We start from the raw sequence: 26,788 nt of genomic DNA, 5'->3' as shown, positions 1-26,788 counted from the left end.
ACCCAAGAAAGTTTAAGCAATGACTGCACAGACGACGCATTTCAAAGTGGGGAATGGGGACATGACCCTCATCGAAACCGGTGACGGACACTTTGTCCTTGTTGACATCAACATACGAGCCGCAGCCGATGACCCTAAAGGTGATGCCCCTGACGTCGCCGCACAACTTAAGGGGCGGCTCAAACGCGATGAACACGGCCGCCGCTATGTGGATGCGTTTTTGCTTACGCATCCTGATAACGACCACTGCCGCGGGCTACAGAAGCACTTTCATCTCGGTCCTTTGGACGACTGGAACGAAAAAGACGACAAAATCGTCATCAGAGAGATGTGGTCGTCGCCAATCGTTTTTCGGCGAGCATCTAGCCAACACTCGCTCTGCGATGATGCAAAAGCCTGGGCTGCGGAGGCACGTCGCAGGGTACGTCACTTTCGAGCCAACGGTTACGCGTATGAAGGTGACAAGATCAAAATTCTCGGCGAGGACGTCGACGGCAAAACCGACGACCTAACGGAGATCCTTGTGAAGGGCGGCGATGTATTCCACACGATCTGTGGCGTAACAGATGCCACTTTCGGTGCTCATCTTCTGGCACCGTTACTGGCCAGTGATGACGAAGAGGCCGAGTTTCTTAGCAAAAATAATTCGAGTGTCGTGATCAACCTCTCCCTCGGAAAAACAGGCCTTTCCAATCCGACGTACTATCTCCTCGGTGGAGATGCTGAAGTCGGCATCTGGGAGCGGATGTGGAACAAGTACGGAGAGGATCCTTCTGTTTTCCAATACGACATCCTTGTTGCTCCCCATCATTGCTCCTGGCACAGCCTCTCGTGGGACAGCTGGTCCGAATGCGGTGAAGATGCCGAGGTTTCGGAGGACGCTCGGAATGCTCTGGGACAGCCGTTGTCGGGTGCAACGATCGTTGCAAGCAGCAAAGAGATTCACGACGACGAGGCAGACCCTCCGTGCATCCGGGCCGAGCGCGAATACAAATCGATCCTGAAACCTGTAACCGGCACATTTACTTGCTTAGGCGAGCTCAAAGGCAACGAGCCTCTCGAATTCGAGATCACGTCCTCCGGCGGGCCGAAACAAAAGGACAGAAAGGCAACGTCAAACCTCACAGCTCCTGCAATTCTTGGGCTTGCAGGGGCGGCGGCGGGAAGCTCCAGCGCACTTGGCGCTCAGCCGTTTAAACACGGATGACGGCTGTGGAGATCCCCAACCCGGCAATCCAGCGCGCGGTGCGGCTCATTCGAGCACATCCGCGCGTAATGGGTGTTGAAGACCACTTAGGAGTCGATCTTTCGATCGTCGTGCATATCGACACGGGGTTGGGCAACAGATGGCGCGCGCGTGGTTTCAGCGACAACGGCGTTCTCGCGATTGAGCCCCTTACGTTCCGATTTTCCAATTTGTACCCTATCGACGTTCCCGATGTGACCCTTCGGGCCGATTTTGACAGGTCTCATCCTCACCTGCTGCCCGCTTCATCATCAGAGCCCCCCAAACCTTGCTATATTGATGGCAGTCCGCGTGATTTAATAAGGCTGAGAGGCCCACAGGGTCTTGTTACGCAACTTGCTGACTGGCTGGAAAAAGCGGCGAGAGCGGAGTTAATCAATCCCACTCAAGGGTGGGAACCTGTCCGCCGTGACCACTTGGACGATTTCGTCGAAGTCGATGCCATCGCTCTTCGCAGCCGCGTGGATGCAAAGGGCGGCGGCACTTTCTATCTAGCGCCCTTCACAATGGTCACCGATGGTGATTGGCGCTGCTATTGCGCCCACTTCATCGGCCCCACAACGTTGCGGGATAACAGCCTCCAAGAATGGAGCCAGCGCTTCGGTCAGGTCGGGCTTGGGATCGTGGTTTGGCCTGGACGTGCTGCATCGGGCGGCCCATTCCTCGCTGGGCGCTACCTACCAGAATCTGTTTCCAGCGTGGCTGAGCTTTTTGACCACGCCAAGAGCCTCGGCGTAGCGGATCATCTCAAAGCTCAAATAGGTTTGCTACAACGGAGACTGAAATTTCTTACGGGTTCTTCCCCTGTCCTTATTTCCATCATCCTGATGGCACGTCGGCCAATAGATGTCATAGGCCAGGATTCCCCAATAGAACTACTGCCATACGTTGTCGAAATCCAACGCACGAGCGATCTGGACGAGACAAGCCTGTGTCGCGTTCGACTTGCAGCCCAGCGAGATGTGATAAGCGACAAGCTGATGCGGCGAATGTCGGGTAAGCCAGTAAGCCACAATCCCCGATGGACGCTGCTCGGCGCAGGGAGCATCGGCTCGAAACTGGCTCTCCACTTGGCGAGAGAGGGATCGGCGCCGCGAATAGTAGTCGATAACGGCAATCTGCGGCCCCACAACTTTGCGCGCCACGGGCTTCTTCCACGTCACAGAATCGAGGCATTAAACGACGGAAAGACACAGGCGCTCATCGATGCGATTGGCTTACTCGGGCAGGCTTCCTCCGGCTTTCATCGTGACGTAGTCGCACTCTGCGCGCTGGGTAGTGACGACGAGCGCATGGCCGCATGGCCGAACGAAACTCAGTTTATCGTGGATTCGACCGGGTCGCCGGCAGTGACCGATGCTCTTTGCCTTCCGATGGTGCTTCTCTCCAGGCCGAGAGCGATCGAGACGAGCTTGATGGGCGCCGGAAGGGTGGCTTACCTTGCGTTGGAAGGCGCACGCTCGAACCCAAACGTACAGGACCTTGCTGCTGAGACCTATCGTTTGATCAGCGCAAGCCCCGCACTTAAGGAGACGGTCTTCGCCAATTCGGGCGATCTGATCCAAGTCGGTCAAGGATGTTCAACGCTCACAGCGCGAATGTCCGATGCGACTCTTTCGGCACCAGTTCCAGCAATGGCAATGGCCGTGTCTCGAATGCTGAATGGTGATTTCAACAATGACGGTGAAATCATGTTAGGCGAGATCGATGAAGATCTGCTCGGTCAGCAATGGAACCGACACGCCGTGCCGCCCTTCACGATCGTAGCAGGCGCAGGCGCAAGCGCGCCCTCAGTTCGAATTTCCGCGCACGTCGCCAATATTATCGAAAGAGCTATTTGTGCCCAGCCGAATGTTGAGACAGGCGGTGTTCTGATGGGCCGTTTCAACGAGACTACCAACAGCTTTCACATCGTTGATGCGATACCACCGCCCGCCGACAGCGAGTTTTCGGCTAGTCTGTTTCTGCTCGGAATCGAAGGGCTTGCTGAGGTACTACAGTCTTACATAGACCGGGCGAACGGTACACTTTTTCCCGTTGGGACTTGGCACAATCATCTCGCGGAAAGTTCAGCATCTCGAACGGACCTCACCACCGGTGTGCAAATGGCTTTTGCGCAAACGTTTCCCGCTCTCATCATCATACGGACTCCGGAAAGATTCCATGGTCTGGTCGTCGATGCGGTAGGCTCCACCGAGCCCGGGGCGGGAGGCGCTGTTGCCCGCGTAATTTCGATCTTGGAGGTAAATTCATGATACCTGGTTTGCCTGACACCTATACGCTAAGAGCGCGTATTATCCCGGCCTTGATCGCTGCCATTCCTGTCTTCGTGCTTGCCACTTTGCTTGTGCCATGGAACAGATTCAGTCTCTCGCAGGCTCTGTCGTCTCTATCGGTTGCGATCTTGCTCTTCGCTTTATCGGATTTTGCCAGACGGCACGGGAAACGGATTGAACCAAAGCTCTATGCCAGATCGGGAGGCAAACCGACGGTGACCATGCTGCGTCATCGAGACCGGATACTTGACGACATTACGAAATTAAAAATCGTATCGTTTCTTGCCGGCAAACTTGGTGAAAAACCGCCTTCAGCCGACGAGGAGTTAGCGCACCCGGAAAAGGCTGATGCCTTCTATGAGCGGTGTGGAACCTGGTTACGGGAGAACACCCGAGACCAGAAGCGCTTTGCCATTCTTTTCAATGACAACGTCACCTACGGATATCGTAGAAATCTCCTCGGCTTGAAATCAATTGCACTTACCTTGAATACGCTCGTTTTGACGACAGTAGCCATAATTCTGTGGCTAAGATGGGAAGATGGATTTGCAGAGGACCTCAACAGCAAAATGTTGGGTGTTGCGGCTATCGCTGGCCTGCATTCGGTCTATCTTCTGTTGGGCGTTACTGAAGCGTCGGTCGCTGAAGCGTCAAAAACATATGCCCGACAGTTATTCCTGTCGTGTATCAGCCTCGGCGAAGCCGGCGCGCCAAATGGAAAACAGCCTTCTCGATCAGCGAGGCGCCCGACGGCATCTTAAAACGACCACTCCCGCATTGATTTGCACACAAAGTCTGCCGATCACCTAAACCAGCACGCTTTCGCAGAAGCCGACTTGCGCTACCTGGGCCGCCCACAACGCCCGCCGTGGGCACCCAATTTCTCCACCCCTCGGCCAAGTGAAGTGTCTTGAATGCACGCTGCCGATAAGGTCGCCTAAGATTAAGTACACAAACCAAGTCACCAAAGCAGAAAATTATTCGCGGCCACTTGTATCGAAACTGCTCCTCGGCTCTTCTACGCAAAGTAGAGCAATGACTGGCGAAGACATACCCTCCGGTCGCAATAATGGATACTGGCGGAAAGCATTTGCAAATCGACAAGGGAATATCGTTAACAAAGGTCGAGCTCGATCGCATCGAGGCAAATTTTCTCGCGGCGTGGACAGGCGACAATTCTACCCCGTTTATCGTAGATGCACCAATTTCTGCTTCTCTCAGGACTCGCGGGACAGCGATTGTTCGTCAGACTAACTTATATACGTTGTTTCAATTATGTCCCACGCTCGCGACCTGGGCAGTTCTTACTCCACTTGCCATAGACTACGGCGCCAGTAGTAATGACGTCTACAGCCATATCAGCGTCTTCACCAACAAAAGCTTTGACGATGCCCAAGCACGAGAGAAACTAAAAGAGCGCTTTCGTTTCGCCGCTCGCCGCATCGGTCTACCAGTAACCGGCAATCAGCCCACCGAGCTATTCTTCGCCCCACTTGGGCCAGCCAGATCTCAGTTGCCAGACATGGCGCGGGCCTTCGTCGGGGCGGCACTCCATCTGGGACCACCAGCAGTAGAAGACACACCGTCCGCACGTGACTGGCAAAGGCGTGCGGTCGCCACTCGTTGCCCGAACCTCACTCGTCTCAATGCTACGATTTCCTTTGACCGATCCGCTTATTGCGCTCGGCGCTTCGAAGCCTGGCGTCGCGGCAATGAACCGCTAACTGAGGCGGAGGCTCTCCTCTTCGCTGCCTATGACCAAGCAGTTAGCGGGTTTGGGCGTCATCGATCAGATCTGGTGGCGCCTCCACGTCTTTTCTGGAACGGATTTACACTCGCGCTCGAGGCGGAACCCTCGCAAAGCGCGCAGAGTATCAAACTCGGCCCTTTTCCGACCCAACTCCCTGGTGGCAGCCAAGTGGCTATTAGAACACCTTGGCCTGAGAGAATCACTTGGACGGCAGGCTCAATTGCTCAGGACATAGAGGTAGCCCCTGCGTTGGGCGAAATATTGGTGTTCGATGCGGATAGTGGCGTCCTACTAACGCGTACCGCACTCGAGACGAAGGTAATCGCTGTTGCGTCCGAACGGCAGGTGGTGATTGCGTCGGAACAATTCGGGGTAACTTCCTTTGGGCCGAGCATCCAGAGCGCAGACCCTGGCCGGTTTATTGCGTGGACACTCACTGGCGATGAACTTAACTTTCCCGGGCGCCTCCCCCTTGGGATCACATCACCAGTAGAGACGGCGCTCTGGATCAATGCAGACACGATCGGCCGAGACGGCGCGCGTATTCTTTTGGCGTCGGATGGAGAGTTGATCCTCAAAATCGATCCAGATGTCGGAGGCCCAATTAGAATTCTCCGCGCACGATTCGGTGACGCGGTTCGTTATGTCAGCGCTGATGCGGGCCTAAGCGGTATCGTCTGCACCCCACTATCCGCCTTCGGGCTTCACGTGCCCGGCGACCCTGTTCGCGTGACCTTCGAGGCGCTTGCTCCTGGCGCAGCCGGAGACCTGCAGGCCCGCTCCGAAATTTTTGTCACGGGGTGGATATGGCAAGGCGTGTCCGCGCCGTCAACCGAACTTTGCGACGTGCCGGTCCCCGGCAACATCGATCGAGCCCGAAGTGCGGGCCTAAAAATCCTCGATGGAAAAATCTCAATCGATCCGCGTTCGGAAGCGGAAACGGCAATCCTCGGCATCCGTGACGGCGGCACAACGCGGGAATTCCGCCTCACAGCCCGTGGCGAGAAGCTCTGGCATTACCGAGTGGGCATTGGTGATCGAGTCTTTGTCCCGATGAATGGACGCATCTTGTTAGGCCACAACGGCCGCCACGACACACTTCTCCTAAGATCGAGCGACAAGGATGCCGATCTCTTTGTGCTCGGAAATGTCCTACAGCGTCCCTTCTTGGGTCGGCAGCAACTAGAAATCGGCGCGGAGAAGCTTGAGGCCAACGACAACAACGACGATAGAATCGCGCTACGTCGCAGGGACGGGAAAATTGACGTTCTGGCGCGACTCCAGCGTGTTAATGATCCCACCTCTATTTCGGTGGATGATCAACCGGGAGAGGTCGTGCTTCGTCTCATTCCGCAGTCTCGCTTCGACGCGCTGATGATCCGGATCGATGACGCTCTTGGTGGGAGCCGCGAAGGGGCGGTCGCCTTCGGATACGTTCCGGTCGATGCCCCCCTTCCACATGGCGTCCGGGTTCTTGCCGATGTCGATACGGGCGCGATCACTATCAGGCTTGCCAAACGCGATGGCACCCCACCATCCCGTGCGCTTTTCTGGTTGCGATCTCCCGAAACCCGCGAGTTCGCACCGCTTGAAGACGCCGCAGGCGCATCGATAGCAATTGCTACATCCGGCCCGATAGCCGCGCCGGATGCTCTCGCTGGTGTTCGGCTCGCCAAGTTCCTCGCCGAACCGGCGCCCATAGCGCTCGACGGTCATATGCTGTCTGTTCTTGGGCCAATCTATAAGCGTTGTCTAGCGGAGGTCGCTGGGCCGTCCAAAATCGTCGGGCGAATACTTCCCATTCTCAATGTCTCTCGCACGCACCATCAGCCGCCCCGACACGATCTTTTCGGTGTTGCCCCCTGGATTTTCGAGTGCCCATTGTATGCATTCCGTAACCTCTCGGAAGGTTCCGGTCTTTGGTCACTTTCACGCATGACCCAGTTCCCAGAATTGCCGGACCTCCCGGACCCCCGTGGTGAGCTACCCCTGGCCGCGTGGGTAAGGCGTATGTCAGAGGATCCAACCCTCCCGCCTGCCGCAGGGGCGAGTGCGCTCCAACACGGCTTCCGAGCCTTGCGGTATCGCCTGCGCGACACCGACTTGCGCGATCTGGTTACGCCTGGTCCGCTTGCTATCTCGACATTGCTCATCTGCGACACCTATGTCGACATGCTCGAGGCACTCCGTTCCTTCGACGACGCCGGTGGCGGCGATCCACGAGTCGCCCGGATCGCCGCCACACTTGAGCGCTTGGCCCGAGCATGTGCCTGCCACGAGGCTGAAGATTTCCTCTCCAGAGTGTCGTTCCGCACGGGCTTGGACCGCTCGCACGCGGGACAAACATTGACCATGATGATTCGCGCGGGGGCCGAAATCTTCAGCTATTTCCGGGCTCTCTGGCACCATGCCATCCTCCAGAATGAGAAGACCTCGTGACAGATCTTGACCCGAACCATTTCCGCGAACATTTGAACACGACCTTGGCACGTTTCGTCGCCGCGTCGTCGCCTATCAATGAAATTCGAGCTCCTCACCTCGCCGCCGAACTTCGACAGCGAATTGGCCAACTGGATTTCGTAAAAGGCCCTTACGTCGAAACTTTGCCGGATTACGTCAAGGGGAGGAGTCTAAAAGCACTAGCCGCAGCGGGTCTTCTCGCTCCGAGCTGGAGTGTCTTCGGCCAGAACGCGCCGTCTGTTTGGTCTCGGCCCTTGCATGCCCATCAAGAAGAAGCTCTGCTGCGCAACGAGAACTATCTGGTCGCAACCGGAACCGGATCGGGCAAGACCGAAGGTTTTCTATACCCACTGGTTAACGACATTCTGGCTCAAGGCGACCTCAGCCGACCCGGCGTGCGGGCGATCATTGTCTATCCGCTGAACGCGCTAGCAAACGACCAATTGAACCGGATTGCCGCTCTCCTCTTTCGCGACCTCGGCGATCCAGGGATCACCATCGGCCGGTACACGGGCCAAGTTAGATCGCGCGCCACGCGCGAGGAAGAGGCAACGCGTCTGCGCTCCACTCCAAGCTTCGTAAATATCTTCGGAGAAGACGCTGATGTGTCGGGAAACTGGCTCTTGTCACGGCAGGAAATGCGCGAGAACCCGCCACATATCCTAATCACGAACTACGCGATGCTGGAACATATCCTCCTACTTCCAACGAACCGGCCGCTTCTTAGCCTTGCAGATCTTCGCTGGCTAATTCTCGATGAGATCCACACTTATGCCGGGGCACAGGCAATTGAGGTTTCCTTCCTCCTGCGACGTTTGAAGGCCCATCTTGACGTGCCTGACGGCCAAGTCCGCTGTGTCGGCACCTCTGCATCACTTGATCCAACACGCAAGGCCGAACTCGCGGATTTTGCTGGTCGTCTCTTCGGAGAACCTTTCAACGGCGAACACGCCGTCATTACCTCCAAAAAAAAATTGCATCCTAGCCTCTCGGCCAGCCCGAGCGCGAGCGGCCTCAGTCCCGAGCGTTGGGTGATAGCGGGCGAACTTGCGGCTCTTGCCCGGCAAGCGACCCAGAATGCTACTCCGATGAGCGTCGAGGACTGGAATTACGAAGCGGACTTGCTGGAGCTACCAGAATTAAAGCTTTCCTTGGCTGCCCCGTTGGGAGATGCTCTGATTGAACGCCTTGCCAGCTTCTCCGAGATAGCTGCTATCGCGCGCCGGCTTGACAGCGGCGCCATGCCAATCGAGCATTTGGCCCATCAGGTATTCCAGCACGGTGGCGACATGGCGGTCCCTGCACTTACCGGGCTCATCGCTGTTGGCGTGCTCGCCATTAGCGACGATGCGACCGTCTTCCCGCTACTCCCGGCGCGTTATCATCTCATATCTCGTTCCCCGGATCGAGTTGGTGTCGCCCTAAAATCCGATGCTCCAGAGGGCCTTGGCGAAGTCGTTATTGGTGCCGAATTTTCCAGCGACGACCGGCCGGCTTTCGAACTCTACGTTTGTCGGAATTGCGGCGAACCCTATATCGAGGCTTGGGAAGGCCCGCTTGGGTTTGAACCCGTGCCGAGTTCTGGCGGGCGGCACATCCTTCGACTCGTGCCCGGCGGCCTCGCAATCGAAGAGGATCACGATGACGAGCACGACCCGGCTCCACAGCTCCTTCATATAGATCCTCTAACCGGCAGGCCGTTGGATGTCGACGACATTGGAGCCGTTGCCCTAGAGGATATCCCACTCAAAGAAGACCCAGACGAGAGTGGGCGGTATCTCGAGACCTGCGTTGCGTGCCGGCACCGTTCGTCCCGATATCTCGAGCCGATTACGACCGTGCGCCCGGGCGACGAGGCAATCGCGGCGGTCGCCGCGCAGACACTCTTGGAGGCGTTGCCTGAAAAGGATCTCGGCACCCAACCTCCAATGGGTGGACGAAACCTCCTCGTGTTTTCCGACAACCGCCAGGACGCAGCCTTCTTTGCCCCCTTTTTCGAACGAACTTCGCGGGAGCAAGCGATCCGCGGTGCAATCCTCCGGGTAGTCGAAGCCAGCGGCGCGATTGACATAGACAATCTCGTTGGGGCCGTTGAGCGAGAACTAAGGAAGGATGGGCTTCGACTCTACGTCCCGGGGGTTGTTCCGATCCTCGAAACCAGCGTCAACCAGCGGCTACGCCTGAAGGCCCTTATCGCCGCGGAATTGACCGTTTTTGGTCGTGGCCGTCTCAGTCTTGAAGGTTTCGGCCTCATCGGCATTGACTACAGCCAGATAGAGCGACCGGTCGGCGCCGTCGAGTTGGCTTTGCCGACCTCCCTCAAGCCCTTCGCTGGGGCCTTTGTGCGCTACCTTCTCAAAATCATACGTGAGCACCGAGCAATTGCGGAACAAGAATCGGGCATGATAGATCTTACCGATGAATCGATCTGGACTCGCATCGCTCGCCAACGAAATCGCTGTGTGACTCGCGAACGCAATCCGCATACTGATCTCGCGCTCGCCTTAATCCCGTCCTCGGGCCGCGACAACCGCTTCACTGCACTCCTTAAGAAAATGGCCCGAGCCGCGGGTACAAAGATGGACGATCTCGACGCCCGAGATGTGCTGGTAAGTTTCTGGAAGGCGATCGAACATCCACGCTCCATGACCGCGAAGCACGGCGTCGGTCGAGCACTCAAGCTTGATTCGTCGTTTATCGTGTTACCTGGAAATGCGGTGCACCTCTACCAATGCAGTCACTGCGGCGGACGCACGCAATTCGACACCGCCGACGTTTGCCAATCCATGGGCTGCGCAGGCACCCTTAGCGAAATTACGTCGGACGCGCGGGCACAAATGGCGGCGCGCAACCACTATGTGGCCCGCTATCGAGAGCATCCGCGCATGGCCATCGCCCGGGAACATACAGCCGCTATCGCAAACCACGTTCGTGCCGACATTGAAGAAGAATTCAAGAAAGGTGAGATCAACCTGCTTTCCTGCACGACCACAATGGAGATGGGTGTCGATCTTGGCGATCTTGAGGCTGTCCTATGCAAGAACGTGCCGCCTTCGATCGCGAACTACCAACAGCGCGCCGGCCGTGCCGGACGCCGTGCGCAAGTGGCACCGATCGTGCTGACAACCGCCCGCTCAGGGCGTTTTGACCGGGCGGTATTCGAAATTTTTGACGATTACTTAGCCACCAAGCCGAAGGTCCCATACCTTACCCTGGACAACGCCGGAATTTTCCGACGCCACCAGATCTCCGTCGTTCTGGCACGCTACCTCGAACACCGTCTGGCGGGCTATACTCGGATGGGTTCGCCCAGACTCAAGGATGTCTTCGCCCTCGCTCTAACCAACGAAGCGCGCCAGATTTTTGATAGCGACTTTTCAAACTGGCGGGCCGGCGCGGACGCAACAAGCGCCTTCGCCGTCGCGGCACGGCTTGGAAATCGTCTGCCTGCGGAACTTGCTGGCATCGCCCTCGACGCCACAGCACTTTCTGAGGTCATGCGCGAGCGCCTAAATGCGCTCGCCGACGCCGTCTGGGGCCGTTGGCAGCTAATGCAGAATGCGATCGACGATCTTGAGAAGGAACGTGCTGCAATCGATAGGACCGCCACCGACAGATTCCAGAAGATCGACCGCTCACTTAGCGTGCTCCGCACGCAACAGCGTCTCTTTCTGGATCAGTTTCTAGTCGACCAGCTATCCAAGCGAGCTATCATCCCAACCTATTCCTTCCCTGTGCATTCTGTGTCTCTCGAGGTGGTCAACTCTGCCGGCCAGTCAGCCGACACAGCAATCCTCGAACTCGACCGCGATGGTGCAATTGGTATCTCCGAATATGCGCCCGGCGCTGAGGTGGTCGCCGGGGGACGCGTTTGGACCAGCGCCGGCATATCCAAACGGTCGAAATTCACGGGCGACGACGCCTTCATCGACCGGTCCAAATACCGCATCTGCGAAGCCTGCCACTCGCCCCAGATTACCACCCAAGGCGCCGAACCGGAGCTAGATTGCCACCAATGCGGCCACACCTTCCCAAAATCAGCAATCACTCGCGACTTCATACGCCCGCACGGATTCCTGACCTCGGTTAATGACGGCTTGGGCCGGGATCCCGGTGCAAGCCGCCTACGACCGACCGTCTCAGATGAAGCACTTCTTCTTACTGAGGCACCTTGGCAGAAGTATACAGCCACGGACGTCACCGGCATTTTAACTTTCACAGCGCCAGGATCGAACCGGCCAGAGCCGGAGCTAGGACGGATCATCGCTGTCAACCGCGGGAAGCGACGTGGCGGCTTCGCTTGGTGCAGAACATGCGAGCACGCAGTTCCGGTGCGCGGCCATGGTCCGGACATGGCATGGCAGCGCCCCTCATTTCTAGAACCTCACACTAATCCACGCAGTGGGCTTGATTGCCGCTCTGACTCCACGCAACCGGTGTATCCGATTGACCTCGCTCACGTTTTCGAGACCGATGTCCGCGCGTTCCTCTTTGACGGAGTTCCAATTGATCAGAACGGGGGCCCTATCACCCATGACCGCCGACTCGACCGCACTCTTCAAGAGGCTCTCCGGCTCGGTGCGGCCGACCTGCTCGAAACTGACTCGCGCGACATACGAGGACTAGTTCAGAGACTAAATGGCTATCTAGTGGTTGTTCTCTATGATTCGGTGTCCGGGGGCGCGGGCTATGCAACACGCCTCACGAGGGAGGATGGCTACATGGTTGCAGACCTCTTCCTTGCTGCTCGGGAAATTCTAACCTGTTCAAACCCGGATTGCCTGACGAGCTGTACATCATGTCTAAATGATTATTCCAATCAGCGGTTCTGGCACGATTTCGATCGTCGTCCCGCCCTTGCTTGGATTGAGGCTATTCTGCTCGCTGCGGGTGCTCAAATAGATCCGAAGTAGAGCACACTTTTGCAGCTTTTGGGGGGACGCAAAGCGCATGTCAGACGACAACGAATTCAAGTATCTCGTCGAAAAGCCCTCTGCGACGGAAACGCTCGCGGAAAGCAACAACGCAGCCTACTGCCGTGCGAAGATGGCTGGATGGAACAAAGACGAATGGGCTGACCCGTCCGATTGCACACGCTTTCCGCTACGTGAAATTTCCCCCGGTGCTGTCGATTATCTTGTTCAAGTGAATCGCATGAGCGTTCGGGACATTAAACATCTGTGCAATTTCCTCGAACTTGACATCGATGCCCGCGACACAGCCGGCTTTTACGACGCCTATCTCGGAATCCTCGAAGATCACCCCTGGCTGGCCCCGCACCTCGAAGTCCTCGTTGCAAACGCCCGGCTCGGCATCAAGAGCGGTAAGGTCTCCGGGAGTCACCCGGACAAGCTGGCGCGGATCATCAGCAAACTTCCCCTTGCCCAGCTCTGCCTTGACAGCAACGAGGATATTGCGGACCGTATCCGTGAAATCGTCATTCCCGGTGCCGTTGCGCCAGATCTCGCCGTCGCTTCCTTCTGCGAATATGCGATCCATCACTACCGCCGTCTTTACGAGGAACAAGATGGCGATGGCTTTGGCGATCTGGTAAGTAAAACGTTAGACGACTACAGGGACAACACTACCAAGACTGCCTGCGAGGAGGCCCCGAATGCCTTAGATGAAGCCGCCAAGTTGGAAGTCCTTCCCGACGAACACGGCACTCTCGGACACAATATACTTCAGGCACTCTCCGAGATCGATCGCCCAACCACCAAGCAGCGCTACGACTTAGTCAAAACGATCACGCAGTTGGCGTCCGAACTCGACGAGCTTAGCAACCAATCAGCCTTCGAGATTCTCGCTCGGCTTTGCCATCTAGCCGCGCGCTTCGCGAACCTACCGCCTGCACCCGAAGCCTCGGATGCACTTCACCGACTCGCCGTACTTGGCATCAAACCTCCTTCCGACGATAAGCTTTCGGCTGAAGTCGTCCTAAAGATTGCGAGCCAGGCGACGCTCGACAAACTTGTTGAGGTCGAGAATATTCTGGCCGATCTTCCCGACGCCGAAGCGAATGCCGAAGCTGCTGCCAGCGCACTCACCACGGCGAGTGCTGAGCGCCGCTTCGCCGATGTGCCCGCCCTCGCCGCCAAGGCAGAAGAGATGCACGAGCATCAGCAAAGGCTTTCGGCGCGCCGAAACCTCCTCATCGGAGAGCTTACACAGCTTCTCGATCAAACAGCTTCTTTTGCGGCGGACGTGACAACAGGGGACGTGATTGGTCGCGACGAAGCCACCGACGCTGTGCTTACTGTGGACCAGCAAACTCTTTCGAGTTCCGGCGCTCCCTCCGAAGCCCAATCCAATGAGATAACAGCCCACGAGTTCGGCGGTAGTCCGACACCTCTGCCCGAGGCCTCCCCAGCTCGTGATGAAGACGTCATTGAGCCCGGGAACCTGCTCGCAAGTGTCGCTGATGCGGACGAGACGCATATGGATCCGCCAGCGGTGATCTCCGGGTCGAATGAGGTCCCAACCGGTCCCAATCTGATTGAATCCTCTCACCAAGAAAATTTAGCGCTAGATCTGTGCACGTTGGACGAAACATCAATCGATCAAGATCACGATCCTGAGAGCGAAGCGATTGATAGTTCGATCCTGGCGATTCTGATCGACCGCGATCTCATTGGTGTCGCGGCAGATGCCGCGGAGTCGATCGAGGCCGCGCACGCTCCCTGGCCGCTGGACTCCTCCGTCCTGCGCGCCGCCGCCGCCGCCCGCGGCCCTCTGCGCGATTACGGTCATGACACGGATCGCCTCACCGCAATCGCAGAGCAGGCTCGTTCCGCGGAAACCAGCGATCTCAACGCTGTGCTACTGCTGGGTGCTTTGTTGCGTCCCGCCCTACTTCACAAGTCGACCACTTTTCGTGCAGGGCTTCCTGAACTGGCCCGCGGCTTGCTCGGTCAGTATCTGCGGGAGGTTTCTGAAGCAGTCTCCAACTTAGAATTTCATTTCCCACCGAGCGCGGATGAGCTTGCGCGCCTCTCTGGCGCCACTCGTGTGCCGCAAAAAACCCGCATCGCCGAAAGGCTTGGGGTCTGGTGCGATACAATCTCTCAGAAAAATTCCCGCTGGCGCTTCGCCACCGGGTTTATGCGCCACGTAGCCTCCGAGGAAGGCCCGATCGGCAAGGCACGCGCAGCAATCGATGCTGGTGACTCGAAAGCTGTAGCCATCTGCCGGAAGGCGATACAGCTCCTGCGTGGCACCTCCGCGATTGAGGCGCACTCTGAGGAGTATAGTGCCTCGCTCGGACGGACGAGTGTCCATCTGCATGCTCGCGGCGTCGAATATCTCGACCGACAGTTCGCCGAGGCGTTGGGCCATATCGAGGACTGGGTAAAGGTAGTCGAACGCGAACGCGGTGGCTCACAACACGGCGAAAACCAGATGCGCACGACACTCGGGAACCTCCATTCCCGCCTTGAGAAAGCCAGTCGTCAGTTGCGCCAGGAGGCTGACGCGCAGCGTGAAATAGGAGAGGGCCTGAAGGCTGCCGTTGCCGACTGGATTGCGCGTCGCTGTGACGATGCGATTTCCGCGCTTGAGGGTGCCGACACTGAGAGTTTCGCCAGCATAGACGAGGCACTAACTGCAGAGCGCGACCTATTGCCAAGCATCGTGCGGCAATTTGCGGAAGAGCCCGCGATGCGCCTCGCCCCAATGATGGAGCTGCTCAACGGACCGGGCGTGCCACAGCCCTTAGCCGCCTTTGACAATGCAATCCGTGAGGGCGCGTTCGAAACAGCATCCCGTATTGCCACTCGGTTCCAGATGGATTCGAACGAAACGCTCGCCGCCGCTATGGCAGCTTACGCCAGTGTCTGGATCAAGGAAATCCAACGACGTGATCGGCGATTGAAGATGCTCTTCAAGGTAGATTATAAACACCAGGGTGAAATCGGCCGAGGCCTTAACTGGTGCGAAATTGCTCGATCCCGCCTTCGTTCCATCAGCGACGGTAGCGAGATCGACGACCTTTCAGACATCCCGGCCTATCTAGACGAGCTCGACGAAATCGCCGAGATGATTGAGAGCAATATCCGCCAGGATCAAGCTACTCGAATTCGTTCACACCGAACTGAGAAGAACGCTGACGAGGCCGACGCAATCCTCGTCGGCCTGAATACCCTGACGCCGGAGGCAGTAGAGGATCGCATCGCCCAGCTGCGCGACGGCCGCTCAGCGGCTAACTTTGACAGTGACAATGAGTCCCTCGTTGCATGCTTTCTGCCCGAGTTCGTTTCCGCGGCCGCGACAGAGAGTTGGCCACGCCGTCTCAGCGGCTACGAGCGGGCATTCGCTACCTCTGGTCTTCTCTTGACAGAGGAAGACCGTCGCCGAGCCGCACTCGAACTCGTCAGCCTCTACCGAGAAGCAGCGGCTTCCATATCTACCCCAAAGCCCTTAGGATCGACTCTCAAAGCCTTCTTCGAGGAAATCGGCTTCAAGAACGTTCATGTCAGCAACCAGCGGCGCATCGCTCGGATGAATAGCTGGCAGATGAACCTTTCCGCACAAATCCAGTCAGATGGTTGGTTCCTTCCGCCGATCTTTGGCTCTAAATCCAATGGAAACTACGCGCTTTTCCTGCTCGGCACCGACACCTTGCCCGAGACTATTCAGACCGCCCTTGACCCAAAGGTCCCAACAATTTTGTTCATCGCTGGGACCGCAGATCTGGCACGCCGCCAGGAGTTCGCGGAACGGCTCCGCGCTAGCTCCATCCCCGCCATCCTGATCGACGAGGCCCTTGTCGCCTTTGTTGCTACTCGCCGTGAGACGCGTGCGCGGACAATATTTGAATGCGGTTTACCTTATGGCCGCGTCGAGCCCTACACCACCGATGCAGGACAAATCCCACCCGAAATGTTCTTCGGTCGCGCGGCGGAAATCCGCGAGATTATGTCGAAGACCGCTGATGGGTGCCTGGTTTATGGTGGACGCCAACTCGGCAAGTCCGCATTGCTGAACCACGTGTCTCGAATTTACCACGCGCCCCAAGAGGATCGCATTGTTGTCCGCCGCGAAGTCAAGCCGCTCGGCAATTCCGAACCAGCAAAAACGATTTGGCAGCATTTGAACTCGATGCTCTCGCAATTCGGCGCTGTTCGCGAGAACAGCCGCGATTCCGAGAACGTTAGCCGGGACATCCGAGCTTGGCTCATGACCCGGCCGTCGGGACAGATTGTCTGCCTCTTCGACGAGACTGATCATTTCATGGCGGCAGAAACCAAAGCTGACTATCCCGAGCTCAGTCGTCTCAAGGAACTAATGGAGGACACCGGTCGAGCCTTCAAAGTTGTTTTCGCTGGCCTTCACAACGTCCAGCGCATCTACAGGCAACCGAACTCGCCCCTCGCTCATCTCGGGCGACCAATCTGCATTGGGCCACTAAACCGGACCCAGGACGACAAGCGTGCAGCCCATGATCTCGTGGTCGCACCGATGCGCGCGGCAGGCTTCCGCTTTGAATCGAGCGAGGCGGTCGAGGAAATCCTCGCTTGGGCGAACTATTACCCGAGCCTCGTGCAGGAATATGCCAAGGGTCTCCTTTCCACGCTGCACGGCGCAGGAAGTGGAAAAGACTACCGCTTGGCCGCGGGGGGGCCGCTCTGGACGATCCACCATGCCGATATCTTCGAACACCAGGGGTTCGGACAGATAGAGGCGCGTATCCGTGAGAAGTTCCATCTCACTCTGGAGCTGGACCCGCGTTACGCGCTAGTCGCGTACACGCTCGCATGGCTAAATACGAATGGGAACGAACATCAGGCGCTGGTCACCGGTTTCCGACCAGCCGAGTTGCTGGAACAAGCTATGAGCTTCTGGCCGCGAACGGCCGAGCAACCGTCCCAAGCCGCGTTCGAGGCTCTGCTCGACGAGATGTTCGATCTCGGCGTTCTGGGCAAGGTGGTCGTCCCTGGTACTCAGCGGTTCGCTTACTGCCTTCGAACACGCCAAGTCGCAGCGATGCTAGGGTCTACGGAAGACATCGAACAATCGCTCCTTGAGCTTGGCGAGAAGGATCCGAGCATCTCTTACGACCGGAGTATTCACCGGCGTCCCTATGATCCACAAGCAGTGACGAGCAACCAGCGTGATTGGCCCTACTCGCCGCTAACCGATCTGCAGATCGAGCGTCTACTCAGCAAAGAGGGTGGACTGCGTATCGTCTGCGGACTCGACACCCTCGGACTAGGCAAGGTTGGAACAGCGCTCAAACGTATGTCCGAAACAGCGCAGTTGCCGGGAGCTTTGCGCCCAGACATAGTGGTCACCATTGCCAATACGATAGGCGAGCTACGAAACGCTGTTGAAAAGAACAAAGGCAACATGTCGCGCCTCACCGTCGTGATACGCATGCCAGACAATTCGCGCGACGCCGAAACTGAGATTGGCTGGATCGAACGTCAGTCCAAGGTAATCGACGGAGACGTCCGCCCGATCATTCTTCTCGACGCCTCGAACGAGAAGATGCGTGGCATCGCGACTGGACGACCCGAGACTACTGAGTTCCTCCAAGCTTGGGGAGCCGAGATGCTTCGCATTCATCTGCACAACTTCGACCTTACCTCGTTCGACACACCAGCTCAGCGCGCCGCTATCCTTTCTGCGACAGGCGGAATTCCTACTGACACAATAAAGCTCGTGAATCAGATGGAATTCTCTGACGATCCCGACGCAGTAGTTCGAAAATGGACTCCTTCGTCCCGATTCGCGGATCGCTTGACTTCCGGGACGCTTGGGCGCGCCCTATCAGCCATTGAAGAAGTGACCAATCCTGGTGACTACGATGCAATCAATGACCTCATTCGCGACATGACAGGCGCCGACATAGTATCGATTGGCCCTGACCTGCTTGCGACTGGGCTCATCGCCGGATGGAACCACAAGGCGCGCAGCATACGGCGCTCTGCCCTCGGCGAACTCGTCGCAAGAGCGCCTAGATCGTAGGTGCGTCGACGATGATAGTAGAGGTGGACGACGCTGATGTTAGAGTCAAAGGACTCCCCACGCCCGAAACCTCCCCCTCCCCGTCATCTCCCTCAAGCCCAGCTCGCCGACGATCCGCACCGCCGCCTGCGGCGTGGCGTCGATCGCCTTGGCCACCATGCCGGTGGAAACAAGCGGCCGCAACATCACCAGTTCGATCAGCTCCGGCAGTTTTGATGATGTGCGCCGGCCGATGAGCCTCCGCTCCATCGCCTGGCGGGCAAGGGTCAGCCGGTCGTGCTCCTTGAGGCCAATCTCGGCGGCGGCGATGATGCCGGAGAGAATTGCCTGCAACCGGGCTTCGCGATCGCGATGCCGACGCCGATCGACCGGTACGGATTTGAGCCCAAGATTGACGGCCGCCAGATGCGCCGCGGTGGTGAGGCCCGCCTGGCGCAGCATGGACGCCGCCAGAAGCCGGCCGAGCCAGGGCGCATGCTGCAAAACTTCTAGCGTATTCCAGGCATCGAGGGCGACAATCGCCTGCAGCACGGGTGGAAAACTGTCCAACTCGCGCAGGACCGCCCGCCATTCGCCGAGCCGTTCGTCCTCGTCCCAATCGAGATCATAGACGAACGGATCCTTTTCGCGGCCGCCGGCGCGGCCGGGCGCCCGCGCCTCTGCGAGCGCGACCTCGGAGCGAGCGAGCACGGCGTCGATCGCTGCAAGCTCTGCCGCGAGTGGATCAGGAACATCAGTCCCCTCCCCTTCTGCGTTTTCCGCCTCGTCAGAAGGTCTCAGCTCGCCACTGGCTTCCACAGCGCCTCCGATAGCGATTGCTTCCCTGGCGCCGCCGTCGGCGACGATGAGAGCCTGGCCGCGCAGGCTGCGCAGACCATCGGCGCTGAGCGCCCAACCCGGCGGCTGCGATGCGATCCGCCGACGCGTACGCAGGACGTCGCGGGCGATGGTCAGCTCATGGGTCGGCGCGCGAACATCGGCGCCGGCGTCGTGTAAAATCAGGTCCTCGAGATGCACGAGTTCGCCGTCGATCCACAGCGAAGCGCAGGCGTCGGCGAAATGCGCGCGTTCAATCCAGCCCGGCCCGACCGGCGAACGGGCAATGCGCTCGTCGAGACGCGCCAGCGCGGTGCCCGTGTGGATTTTAGTTTGCGATTTCAAACGGTGAAATGTCATATGTCCGTTAGCTTTAGCCGGTAAATTGCGGTCTCATTTTCCGCTAACGATTTCAGTGAAACTCTGACTTTGCCAAAGCGATTGCACAACCGAACCTTGACGCCTCGCGCGATTTTGGACGAGCAATGGTCGACAGCGCGTCGTGTGGCCCGTGAGCTGGACAAGATTGTCGATGGTTCCGGTCCAACACACGCCGCCGTTGAGCGGGCTGCGGCCGAGCTACGCCTGTCCGTGCGGCAAGTTTACAATCTGCTTGCCCGATACCGCAGCGACCGGACGGTCACGGCTTTGCTGCCGCGGGCCGCCGAAACCCGGCGCAAGCGGCTGCCGGAAGGGATCGAGGCAATCATCGGCACGACACTACGCGAGCAATGGCTGACGCTGGAGGCGCCTCCGCTCGCGCCCGTCGTCGCCGAAATCCGTGCGCGCTGTGAAGAGGCCGGCCTTGCCCTGCCGTCCTATGTCACCGTTGCCCGGCGCATCCCGGCGCTGTTTTCGCCCGAAGAGATCGCCAGAAAGCGCTCGGCCAATCCAAAGCACCTGCTGCGGTTGAAAGCGCGTCCAGGCTATATCCACGCAGCGCACCCGCTCGACGTCTGTCAAATCGACCATACGCCGACCGATATCAATTTCGTGGAGGTGGTCGACGGAGGCGGACTGTTCGTTGGCCGTCCTTACCTGACGATCGTCACCGACGTTGCGACCCGGTGCATTCTCGGGTTCTGCCTCGCACTGGAAAAGCCTTCGGTCCTGTCTGTTGCACTTTGTCTTGCCCAGGCCCTGTGCCCGAAACAGGCATGGCTTGCGGCCCGCAACCTCGATCATGCCTGGTCGATGTTCGGCCGGCCAAAGCTGCTCGTCACGGACTCGGCGAAGGAATTCAAGGGGCATGCGTTCCAACGCGGTTGCGATGACTATGGCATTCGTATCCGCTATCGCGATCGCGGCCGCGTGCATCAAGGCGGCGTGGTCGAGCGCCTGCTGGGCAAGCTCAATGCTATACTCGCCGCATACCCCGGTTCTTCGGGGCGCTCGGTGGCAGACCGTGACGAATATCCGTCCGAGCGGCGTGCCCGTCTGAGCTTCGCGGAGCTGGAGCGATGCATCGCGCTTGCGGTCATCGATCACAATCTTCAGGAAAACGCCAGGACGCTGAAGGTGCCGATCACGGAATGGCAGCGCAACAGCGCGGCTCTGCCCCGCTTCGACGATGATCCGCAACAGGTACTGCTATCGTTTCTGCCGGGAACGGAACGGCATTTGTCGCCGCAAGGGATCAACATGTTCGCCTTGCACTATTACGCGCCTTGGCTTGGTAGCCTCATTCCGCAGCGCGACCGGCTCGGAAAGCTGGAAGTGCGATACGACCCGCGGGACATCAGCCATGTCTACGTCCGCGACCCGGAAACCCGGCAGTTTCGTCCCGTCGAGCGGCGCGATGGCCAGTTGACGTCACTGACGCTGTGGGAGCACGAGGCTGAGCGGGCCGGCCAGCGTGCCGCAAACCACCGCTCAAGCAACGAGAAAGTGGCGATCCGCCGTGAAATCGCCGCCATTGTCGAAGCGGCGAAACCGTCCAAGCGCCAGTTGCGCGATGCCGTGCGTAGCGCGCACGCCACCGCCGCTGCAAAACCCTATCAGGCCATGCGGCCCCCAGTGTCTGATCCCGCGCAACACCCGGTGCGCCAGAAGCGCCGGTTGCCGGTAGAGGATTGGTAGCCCCGCATGTCCGATCATTTGCTTGATCATGTCCGGTCGTATCTCGACCGTGATCCCGACGAGCGCGTTGCCTATGTCCGCGCCCCGCGATGGATCGGGCACCAGGTTGCCAAGGACACCCATCGACGGCTGGCGGATTTGCTGTCGCGACCAGCGTCGTTGCGGACGCAGGGCCTGATGCTGGTTGGGCCCTATGCCAACGGCAAGACGATGATCGCCGAACGCTTTGCCGTTGAACATCTGCGAACCGCATCGAAACAGAAGGTGTGGATCGTCCAGACCCGCGAAGGCGCTGGCCTCGGTCATTTCTATGCAAGCATTCTTCAGGCATTGCGGGCGCCGATCGGCGACCGCAGCGTGGGTCGAAAGGCTGAGCAAGTCGATCACTTGTTGGCCAGTCTCAAGCCGAGGGTGCTGATCTTCGACGAGTTCCACAATACGCTACGCGGCCGGACGCGTGACATCGAGGCGATCTTTGCGTTTCTGCGACGGATCGGCCGCCAGTACGATGTGGCACCGGTGCTGATCGGGGAGGTGGCCGTCTACGACTTCGTCAACGCCACCAGCGAGATGGCAAGCCGGCTCGATCTGCTCTCAGTCCCGCGGTGGCACTATGACGAGGATTATCTCACGCTTCTCGACAGCCTCGAGGCAGCTTTGCCGCTGGCTCGCGTCTCGGATCTGTCGGACGAACGGCTGGCGCGGCAGATATTCAACCTTTCGGAGGGATTGATCGGCGAGATCATCACCATCGTCACCAAGGCGGCAGTCGCCGCGATCGGATCCGGTGCGGAGCGGATCACGAAGGCGGGCATTGACGAGTTGCACCATGTTCCGATCTCGCACCGGCGCAATTCGGCGCTGCGCGAGAGCCTGCTATGACGATAGTCGACGGGCCAGGCATAGCAATCGGGATCGGCGTGCGATACCGCGACGTTGTCTCGGACAGGTGGCCCGCCATCGTCGCCCCGCAGCATGACGAATTGCTGTCGAGCTGGCTGCGCCGGCTTGCCTATGCCAACGGTGTTGCGCCGCGTGCGTTCGCCCGTGTGCTCGGTTTAGACCCGGGGATGCGGGCGGCATCCGTGGACCTTAGACTTCCCGCCGACGTCGCCCGCCTGCTCCACGCACATACGGGCCTTTCTCTGCGAAAGCTCTCGGCGATGCCAATGACATCGTCGCCGCTGAAGCCGCTCTTGCTTCCGCTTCGCAGCGACGGACGCCGAGGCAGTTCGACCTGGCTGCAGTTCTGCCCGCGATGCCTTGCCGATGACGCTCAGCCGTATTTTCGGCGGCGCTGGCGGTTTGCGACCCAGGTTTCATGTCTGATCCACGGGTGCGGACTGCGTGACCGATGCCCTTCGTGCGCCAATCGCATCGCGGCCTTCGATCAGGACGAGCTCGTCCCGCAACATTTCTGCGATATCTGTGGCTTCGATTTGCGGCGTGCATCGAATGTCGCTGTCCGTGCTCCGGCAAGGCGGCTCGACCGTTGCATCAATGATATCTGCCGCCTGGAAGCGATTACCGGATCTTTGACCACAAGTAGCCTCGTTCAGCGCTTGCTGGACATGCCGGCCAGCGCCGGCGTCTATCCCACATTGAACCTGGTCGGCCTGTCCACAGCGGCGCGTATTCGGTGCATGGAACGCCTGGCCGAGCAGCCGGTCAATTGGCTGACGACTGAAGACGACGCTGTCGTCGCCCATCGGCGGCGTTTGATTCTGGCGGCAGGTGGGCATGCCCCCTTGATCGCCCATATCGTCACAACGCTGGAGCGGCGAGCGCAACGCCACCTCCCGACGAGCCGGCCTCCACCGGCTGCGGAGCTTCCAGCCGTTCTGGGCGCCTACTTACGCATCAGGGAGGCAGCTCCTGCGTCGCCCCGTCGAAACCGCGGTCCTGTCGGCGATAAATGAAGTGCTGAGACCGCTGCCAGCGATGGCGAGAATTGTGGCTGACGCCGCCCCGGCTTGATGCGAGCATTCAATCACTGTCATGGAACTGTCATATGCATCCATTATTCTGGATATATGGATGACCATCAGACAATCGCAGCACTTGCCGCCCTTGCCCAACCAACGCGCCTACGCACGTTCCGCCTGCTGGTCGAACGCGAACCTGAAGGCGTTCCGGCGGGGGAACTGGCCAGGCTCGTCGACGTGCCGCAGAACACCATGTCGGCGCACCTGGCAACACTGTCGCAGGCAGGGTTGGTCCGTGGCGAGCGGCAAAGCCGCTCGATCTTCTACCACGTCGACCTCGATCGGTTCCGCGCCGTCATGGTCTACCTGCTGCAGGACTGCTGCGGCGGCAACCCCAGTCTCTGCGCGCCATTGATTTCCGACCTGACCCCCTGCTGCCCTCCTGGGGAGGAGACGCAGGCCTGTTGAGCCCAAGTGGAGAGCGCCATGAGCGACAAAGTCTACAACGTCCTTTTTCTGTGCACGGGCAACTCGGCCCGCTCGATTATCGCCGAGGCCATCCTCAACAGGCTCGGCGTGGGCAAGTTCAAGGCCTATTCCGCCGGATCGCAGCCGAAGGGTGAGGTGCATCCGTTTGCGCTGCAGCTCCTCAAGGGACTGAACTACGACACCTCCTTCGCCCGTTCGAAGGCCTGGGACGAGTTCGCCGCCGCCGGCGCACCGCAAATGGATTTCGTCTTCACCGTCTGCGACAACGCCGCGGCCGAAGCCTGTCCCGTCTGGCCGGGGCAGCCGATGACGGCGCATTGGGGCGTGCCCGATCCGGCCGCTGCCGAGGGCAGCGAAGCCGAGCGGCACTTCGCTTTCGCCGAAACCTACCGCATGCTCAACAACCGCATCTCGATCTTCGTCAGCCTGCCAATGCCGAGCCTCGACAAGCTCGCCCTGCAGAAAAGGCTCGACGAGATCGGCCGCAACATCCCGAAGGCCGGCTGACACATGGCATTCGATCTCAAGCGGCGCCTTGCCGCGGAAGTCCTCGGCACGGCCATTCTGGTTGCTACCGTCGTCGGCTCCGGAATCATGGCCGATCGTCTCTCTGACGATGTCGCCGTCTCGCTGCTCGGCAACACCATACCAACGGGTGCGATCCTCGTCGTGCTGATCAGCATCCTCGGCCCGATCTCCGGTGCGCACTTCAATCCTGCGGTCACTATGGTGTTTGCGGCACGGAGAGAGATCGAGGCGCCTGCTGCGGCGCTCTACATCCTTGCGCAAATCGCCGGTGGCATTGCCGCGACGGTGATCGCCCATGCGATGTTCGACCTGCCGCTGTTGCAGCTGTCGGAAACCGTCCGCACGGGTTCAGGCCAGTGGATCGCCGAAACGGTCGCCACGTTCGGGCTCGTGCTCACCATCCTGGCGGGACTGCGCTTCCGTGGTGACGCGATCCCGTGGCTCGTCGGCCTCTACATCACGGCCGCCTATTGGTTCACGGCCTCGACGTCGTTCGCGAACCCCGCGGTGGCCATCGCCCGCGCTTTTTCCAACACCTTCGCGGGCATCCGTCCGGCGGACGTGCCAGCCTTTATCGGCGCCGAGCTGCTCGGCGCACTGATCGCCACGGTCGTCGTCGGCTGGATTCTCACCGAACGAAACACCTCAACAGCGGCAATCATGGCCAGGGGAACCGAATAACATGGACGTCACCATCTACCACAACCCTGCCTGTGGGACCTCGCGCAACACGCTGGCGCTGATCCGCCACGCCGGCATCGAGCCGACCGTCGTCGAATATCTGAAGACACCGCCGAGCCGGGAGCAGCTTGCCCAGATGATCCGCGACGCCGGACTTTCGGTTCGCGAGGCAATCCGCGAAAAGGGGACGCCCTATGCCGATCTCGGCCTCGATGACCCGACGCTCTCGGACGACCAGCTCCTGACGGCGATGCTTGAGCATCCGATCCTCATCAACCGTCCGCTCGTCGTCACGCCGCTGGGCACGCGACTGGCGCGGCCATCGGAGGCCGTGCTCGATATCCTGCCTGCCGACGCCTTTACGTCCGCGTTCGTCAAGGAAGACGGCGAGAAGGTTCTCGATGACGAGGGTCGCCGCATTGTCTGATCTTCCTGCCGCCGATCCGCGCCATCTCCGCAAGCCGGACATGGACGCGCTGCGGCCGCCGTATTCGAGCCACCCGCCGCGCATCCTGATCCTCTACGGCTCGGTCCGCCAGGTCTCCTACTCCCGGCTCCTTGCTCAGGAGGCCGGACGGTTGCTGGAGCGGTTCGGCGCAGAGGTGCGCTTTTTCGATCCTTCCGGCCTGCCGCTGCCTGACGATGCGCCCGTCAGCCATCCGAAGGTTCAGGAACTGCGGGACCTTTCTGCATGGTCGGAAGGCCAGGTCTGGGTGAGCCCCGAACGCCATGGCGCGATCACCGGGATCATGAAGGCACAGATCGACTGGATACCACTGTCGATCGGATCGATCCGTCCAACCCAGGGAAAGACACTTGCCGTCATGCAGGTCTCGGGCGGCTCGCAGTCCTTTAACGCCGTCAACACGCTCCGTCTGCTCGGCCGTTGGATGCGCATGATCACCATTCCCAACCAGTCCTCGGTCGCCAAGGCATACCAGGAGTTCGACGGAAACGGTCGGATGAAGCCGTCGTCCTATTACGACCGCGTCGTCGATGTCTGCGAGGAACTGGTGAAGTTCACATTGCTGACCCGCGACGCATCTTCCTATCTCGTCGACCGCTACAGCGAACGCAAGGAAGACGCAGAGAAGCTGGAACAGCGGGTCAAGCTCAAGTCGATCTGACCGCATGCTTGACGGCAAGGACGGCAATTGCCAAGCAGTGAGCGAGGTGACCTATCCAATGCAGCAGCCAAAAACCAACTGGACTAAACCCTGGTGGAAGCCGGTCCTGATCGGCGCCTGCGTCGTGCTCGGACTCGCCCAGGTGATCGGCAGCATTGTTGTGTATTTCGCTTACAGATAAGTACGCATCCGAGCAGGGCCGCATTGCGGATGTGAGTGAGACTGTGGATTCTCTGTCTATATAGACGGCAATATAGACGGTGCTTCAATGGACATCACAAACGATCTCTCAGGGCGTTTCAGCCGGATGGAGATTATAGATAGCGGCCGTCGCCGGCGTTTCACGGATGAAGCGAAGCTGGCGATTGTGGCGGAGAGTTTTAATGGCCCGCGGCAGGTCACGGCCACGGCGCAACGTCACGGGATCACGCGCTGGCAGTTGAACG

General features: G+C 59.1%; 17 protein-coding genes. 16 read left to right on the top strand and 1 reads right to left on the bottom strand.

What is annotated here, in order from left to right; translation table 11 throughout:
• Positions 1–61: 61 nt before the first annotated feature.
• From AC244_RS32040 to AC244_RS32015, 6 genes are all read left to right on the top strand, one after another.
• Entirely contained in the window at positions 62–1,207 is a 1,146-nt protein-coding gene (locus AC244_RS32040; protein WP_234717093.1) for a metallohydrolase, read from the top strand.
• Positions 1,208–1,212: 5 nt separating this feature from the next.
• Positions 1,213–3,501, top strand: coding sequence for a hypothetical protein (locus tag AC244_RS32035; RefSeq protein ID WP_161807928.1), 2,289 nt, complete (start codon positions 1,213–1,215; stop codon positions 3,499–3,501).
• Positions 3,498–4,283 (top strand): hypothetical protein, encoded by a 786-nt coding sequence (locus AC244_RS32030; protein WP_053252871.1) that lies wholly within the window; start codon positions 3,498–3,500, stop codon positions 4,281–4,283. Before AC244_RS32035 ends, AC244_RS32030 begins: the two co-directional genes overlap by 4 nt.
• Before the next feature lie 329 nt (positions 4,284–4,612).
• Positions 4,613–7,711: a hypothetical protein gene (locus AC244_RS32025; RefSeq protein WP_152976198.1), complete on the top strand. Its 3,099-nt coding sequence runs from the start codon at positions 4,613–4,615 to the stop codon at positions 7,709–7,711.
• Positions 7,708–12,645, top strand: a complete 4,938-nt coding sequence (locus tag AC244_RS32020; protein WP_053252869.1) for a DEAD/DEAH box helicase — start codon at positions 7,708–7,710, stop codon at positions 12,643–12,645. The genes AC244_RS32025 and AC244_RS32020 overlap by 4 nt, the downstream gene beginning before the upstream one ends.
• A 37-nt stretch (positions 12,646–12,682) precedes the next feature.
• Entirely contained in the window at positions 12,683–18,697 is a 6,015-nt protein-coding gene (locus tag AC244_RS32015; RefSeq protein WP_053252868.1) for a hypothetical protein, read from the top strand.
• Positions 18,698–18,742: 45 nt separating this feature from the next.
• On the opposite strand, the gene AC244_RS32010 is transcribed toward AC244_RS32015, so the two are convergent.
• Positions 18,743–19,873, bottom strand: coding sequence for an RHE_PE00001 family protein (locus AC244_RS32010; protein ID WP_053252867.1), 1,131 nt, complete (start codon positions 19,871–19,873; stop codon positions 18,743–18,745).
• A gap of 69 nt (positions 19,874–19,942) precedes the next feature.
• On the opposite strand from AC244_RS32010, the gene AC244_RS32005 reads away from it, so the two are divergent.
• From AC244_RS32005 to AC244_RS35945, 10 genes are all read left to right on the top strand, one after another.
• Complete coding sequence (locus AC244_RS32005) at positions 19,943–21,592, top strand: Mu transposase C-terminal domain-containing protein (RefSeq protein ID WP_053252866.1); 1,650 nt, start codon at positions 19,943–19,945, stop codon at positions 21,590–21,592.
• Between the two features lie 6 nt (positions 21,593–21,598).
• Positions 21,599–22,474, top strand: a complete 876-nt coding sequence (locus tag AC244_RS32000) for a TniB family NTP-binding protein (protein WP_053252865.1) — start codon at positions 21,599–21,601, stop codon at positions 22,472–22,474.
• Positions 22,471–23,511 (top strand): TniQ family protein, encoded by a 1,041-nt coding sequence (locus AC244_RS31995; RefSeq protein ID WP_053252864.1) that lies wholly within the window; start codon positions 22,471–22,473, stop codon positions 23,509–23,511. The genes AC244_RS32000 and AC244_RS31995 overlap by 4 nt, the downstream gene beginning before the upstream one ends.
• Before the next feature lie 114 nt (positions 23,512–23,625).
• Positions 23,626–23,985 carry an ArsR/SmtB family transcription factor gene (locus AC244_RS31990; protein ID WP_053252863.1) on the top strand — a complete coding sequence of 120 codons (360 nt, stop codon included), beginning with the start codon at positions 23,626–23,628 and terminating at the stop codon, positions 23,983–23,985.
• Positions 23,986–24,003: 18 nt separating this feature from the next.
• The gene (locus tag AC244_RS31985) at positions 24,004–24,513 is read left to right on the top strand and encodes an arsenate reductase ArsC (RefSeq protein WP_053252862.1); all 510 of its coding nucleotides are present in this window, start codon (positions 24,004–24,006) and stop codon (positions 24,511–24,513) included.
• A gap of 3 nt (positions 24,514–24,516) precedes the next feature.
• A complete protein-coding gene (locus AC244_RS31980; RefSeq protein ID WP_053252861.1) occupies positions 24,517–25,215 on the top strand; it encodes an aquaporin in 699 nt (232 codons plus the stop codon).
• 1 nt (position 25,216) lies between these two features.
• A complete protein-coding gene (gene arsC / locus AC244_RS31975; RefSeq protein ID WP_053252860.1) occupies positions 25,217–25,642 on the top strand; it encodes an arsenate reductase (glutaredoxin) in 426 nt (141 codons plus the stop codon).
• Positions 25,617–26,342 (top strand): arsenical resistance protein ArsH, encoded by a 726-nt coding sequence (arsH, locus tag AC244_RS31970; RefSeq protein WP_053252859.1) that lies wholly within the window; start codon positions 25,617–25,619, stop codon positions 26,340–26,342. The genes arsC and arsH overlap by 26 nt, the downstream gene beginning before the upstream one ends.
• A gap of 4 nt (positions 26,343–26,346) precedes the next feature.
• The gene (locus AC244_RS37325; protein WP_161807927.1) at positions 26,347–26,523 is read left to right on the top strand and encodes a hypothetical protein; all 177 of its coding nucleotides are present in this window, start codon (positions 26,347–26,349) and stop codon (positions 26,521–26,523) included.
• Between the two features lie 87 nt (positions 26,524–26,610).
• Positions 26,611–26,788, top strand: a 178-nt coding sequence (locus tag AC244_RS35945; protein WP_152976122.1) for a transposase, incomplete at its 3' end; no start/stop codon positions are given.

The organism is Ensifer adhaerens (assembly GCF_001270265.1).
Taxonomy (GTDB): Bacteria; Pseudomonadota; Alphaproteobacteria; order Rhizobiales; family Rhizobiaceae; genus Ensifer; species Ensifer adhaerens_B.
The sequence above is the reverse complement of the archived record's forward strand: the minus strand, read 5'-3'. Positions and strand labels throughout refer to the sequence as shown.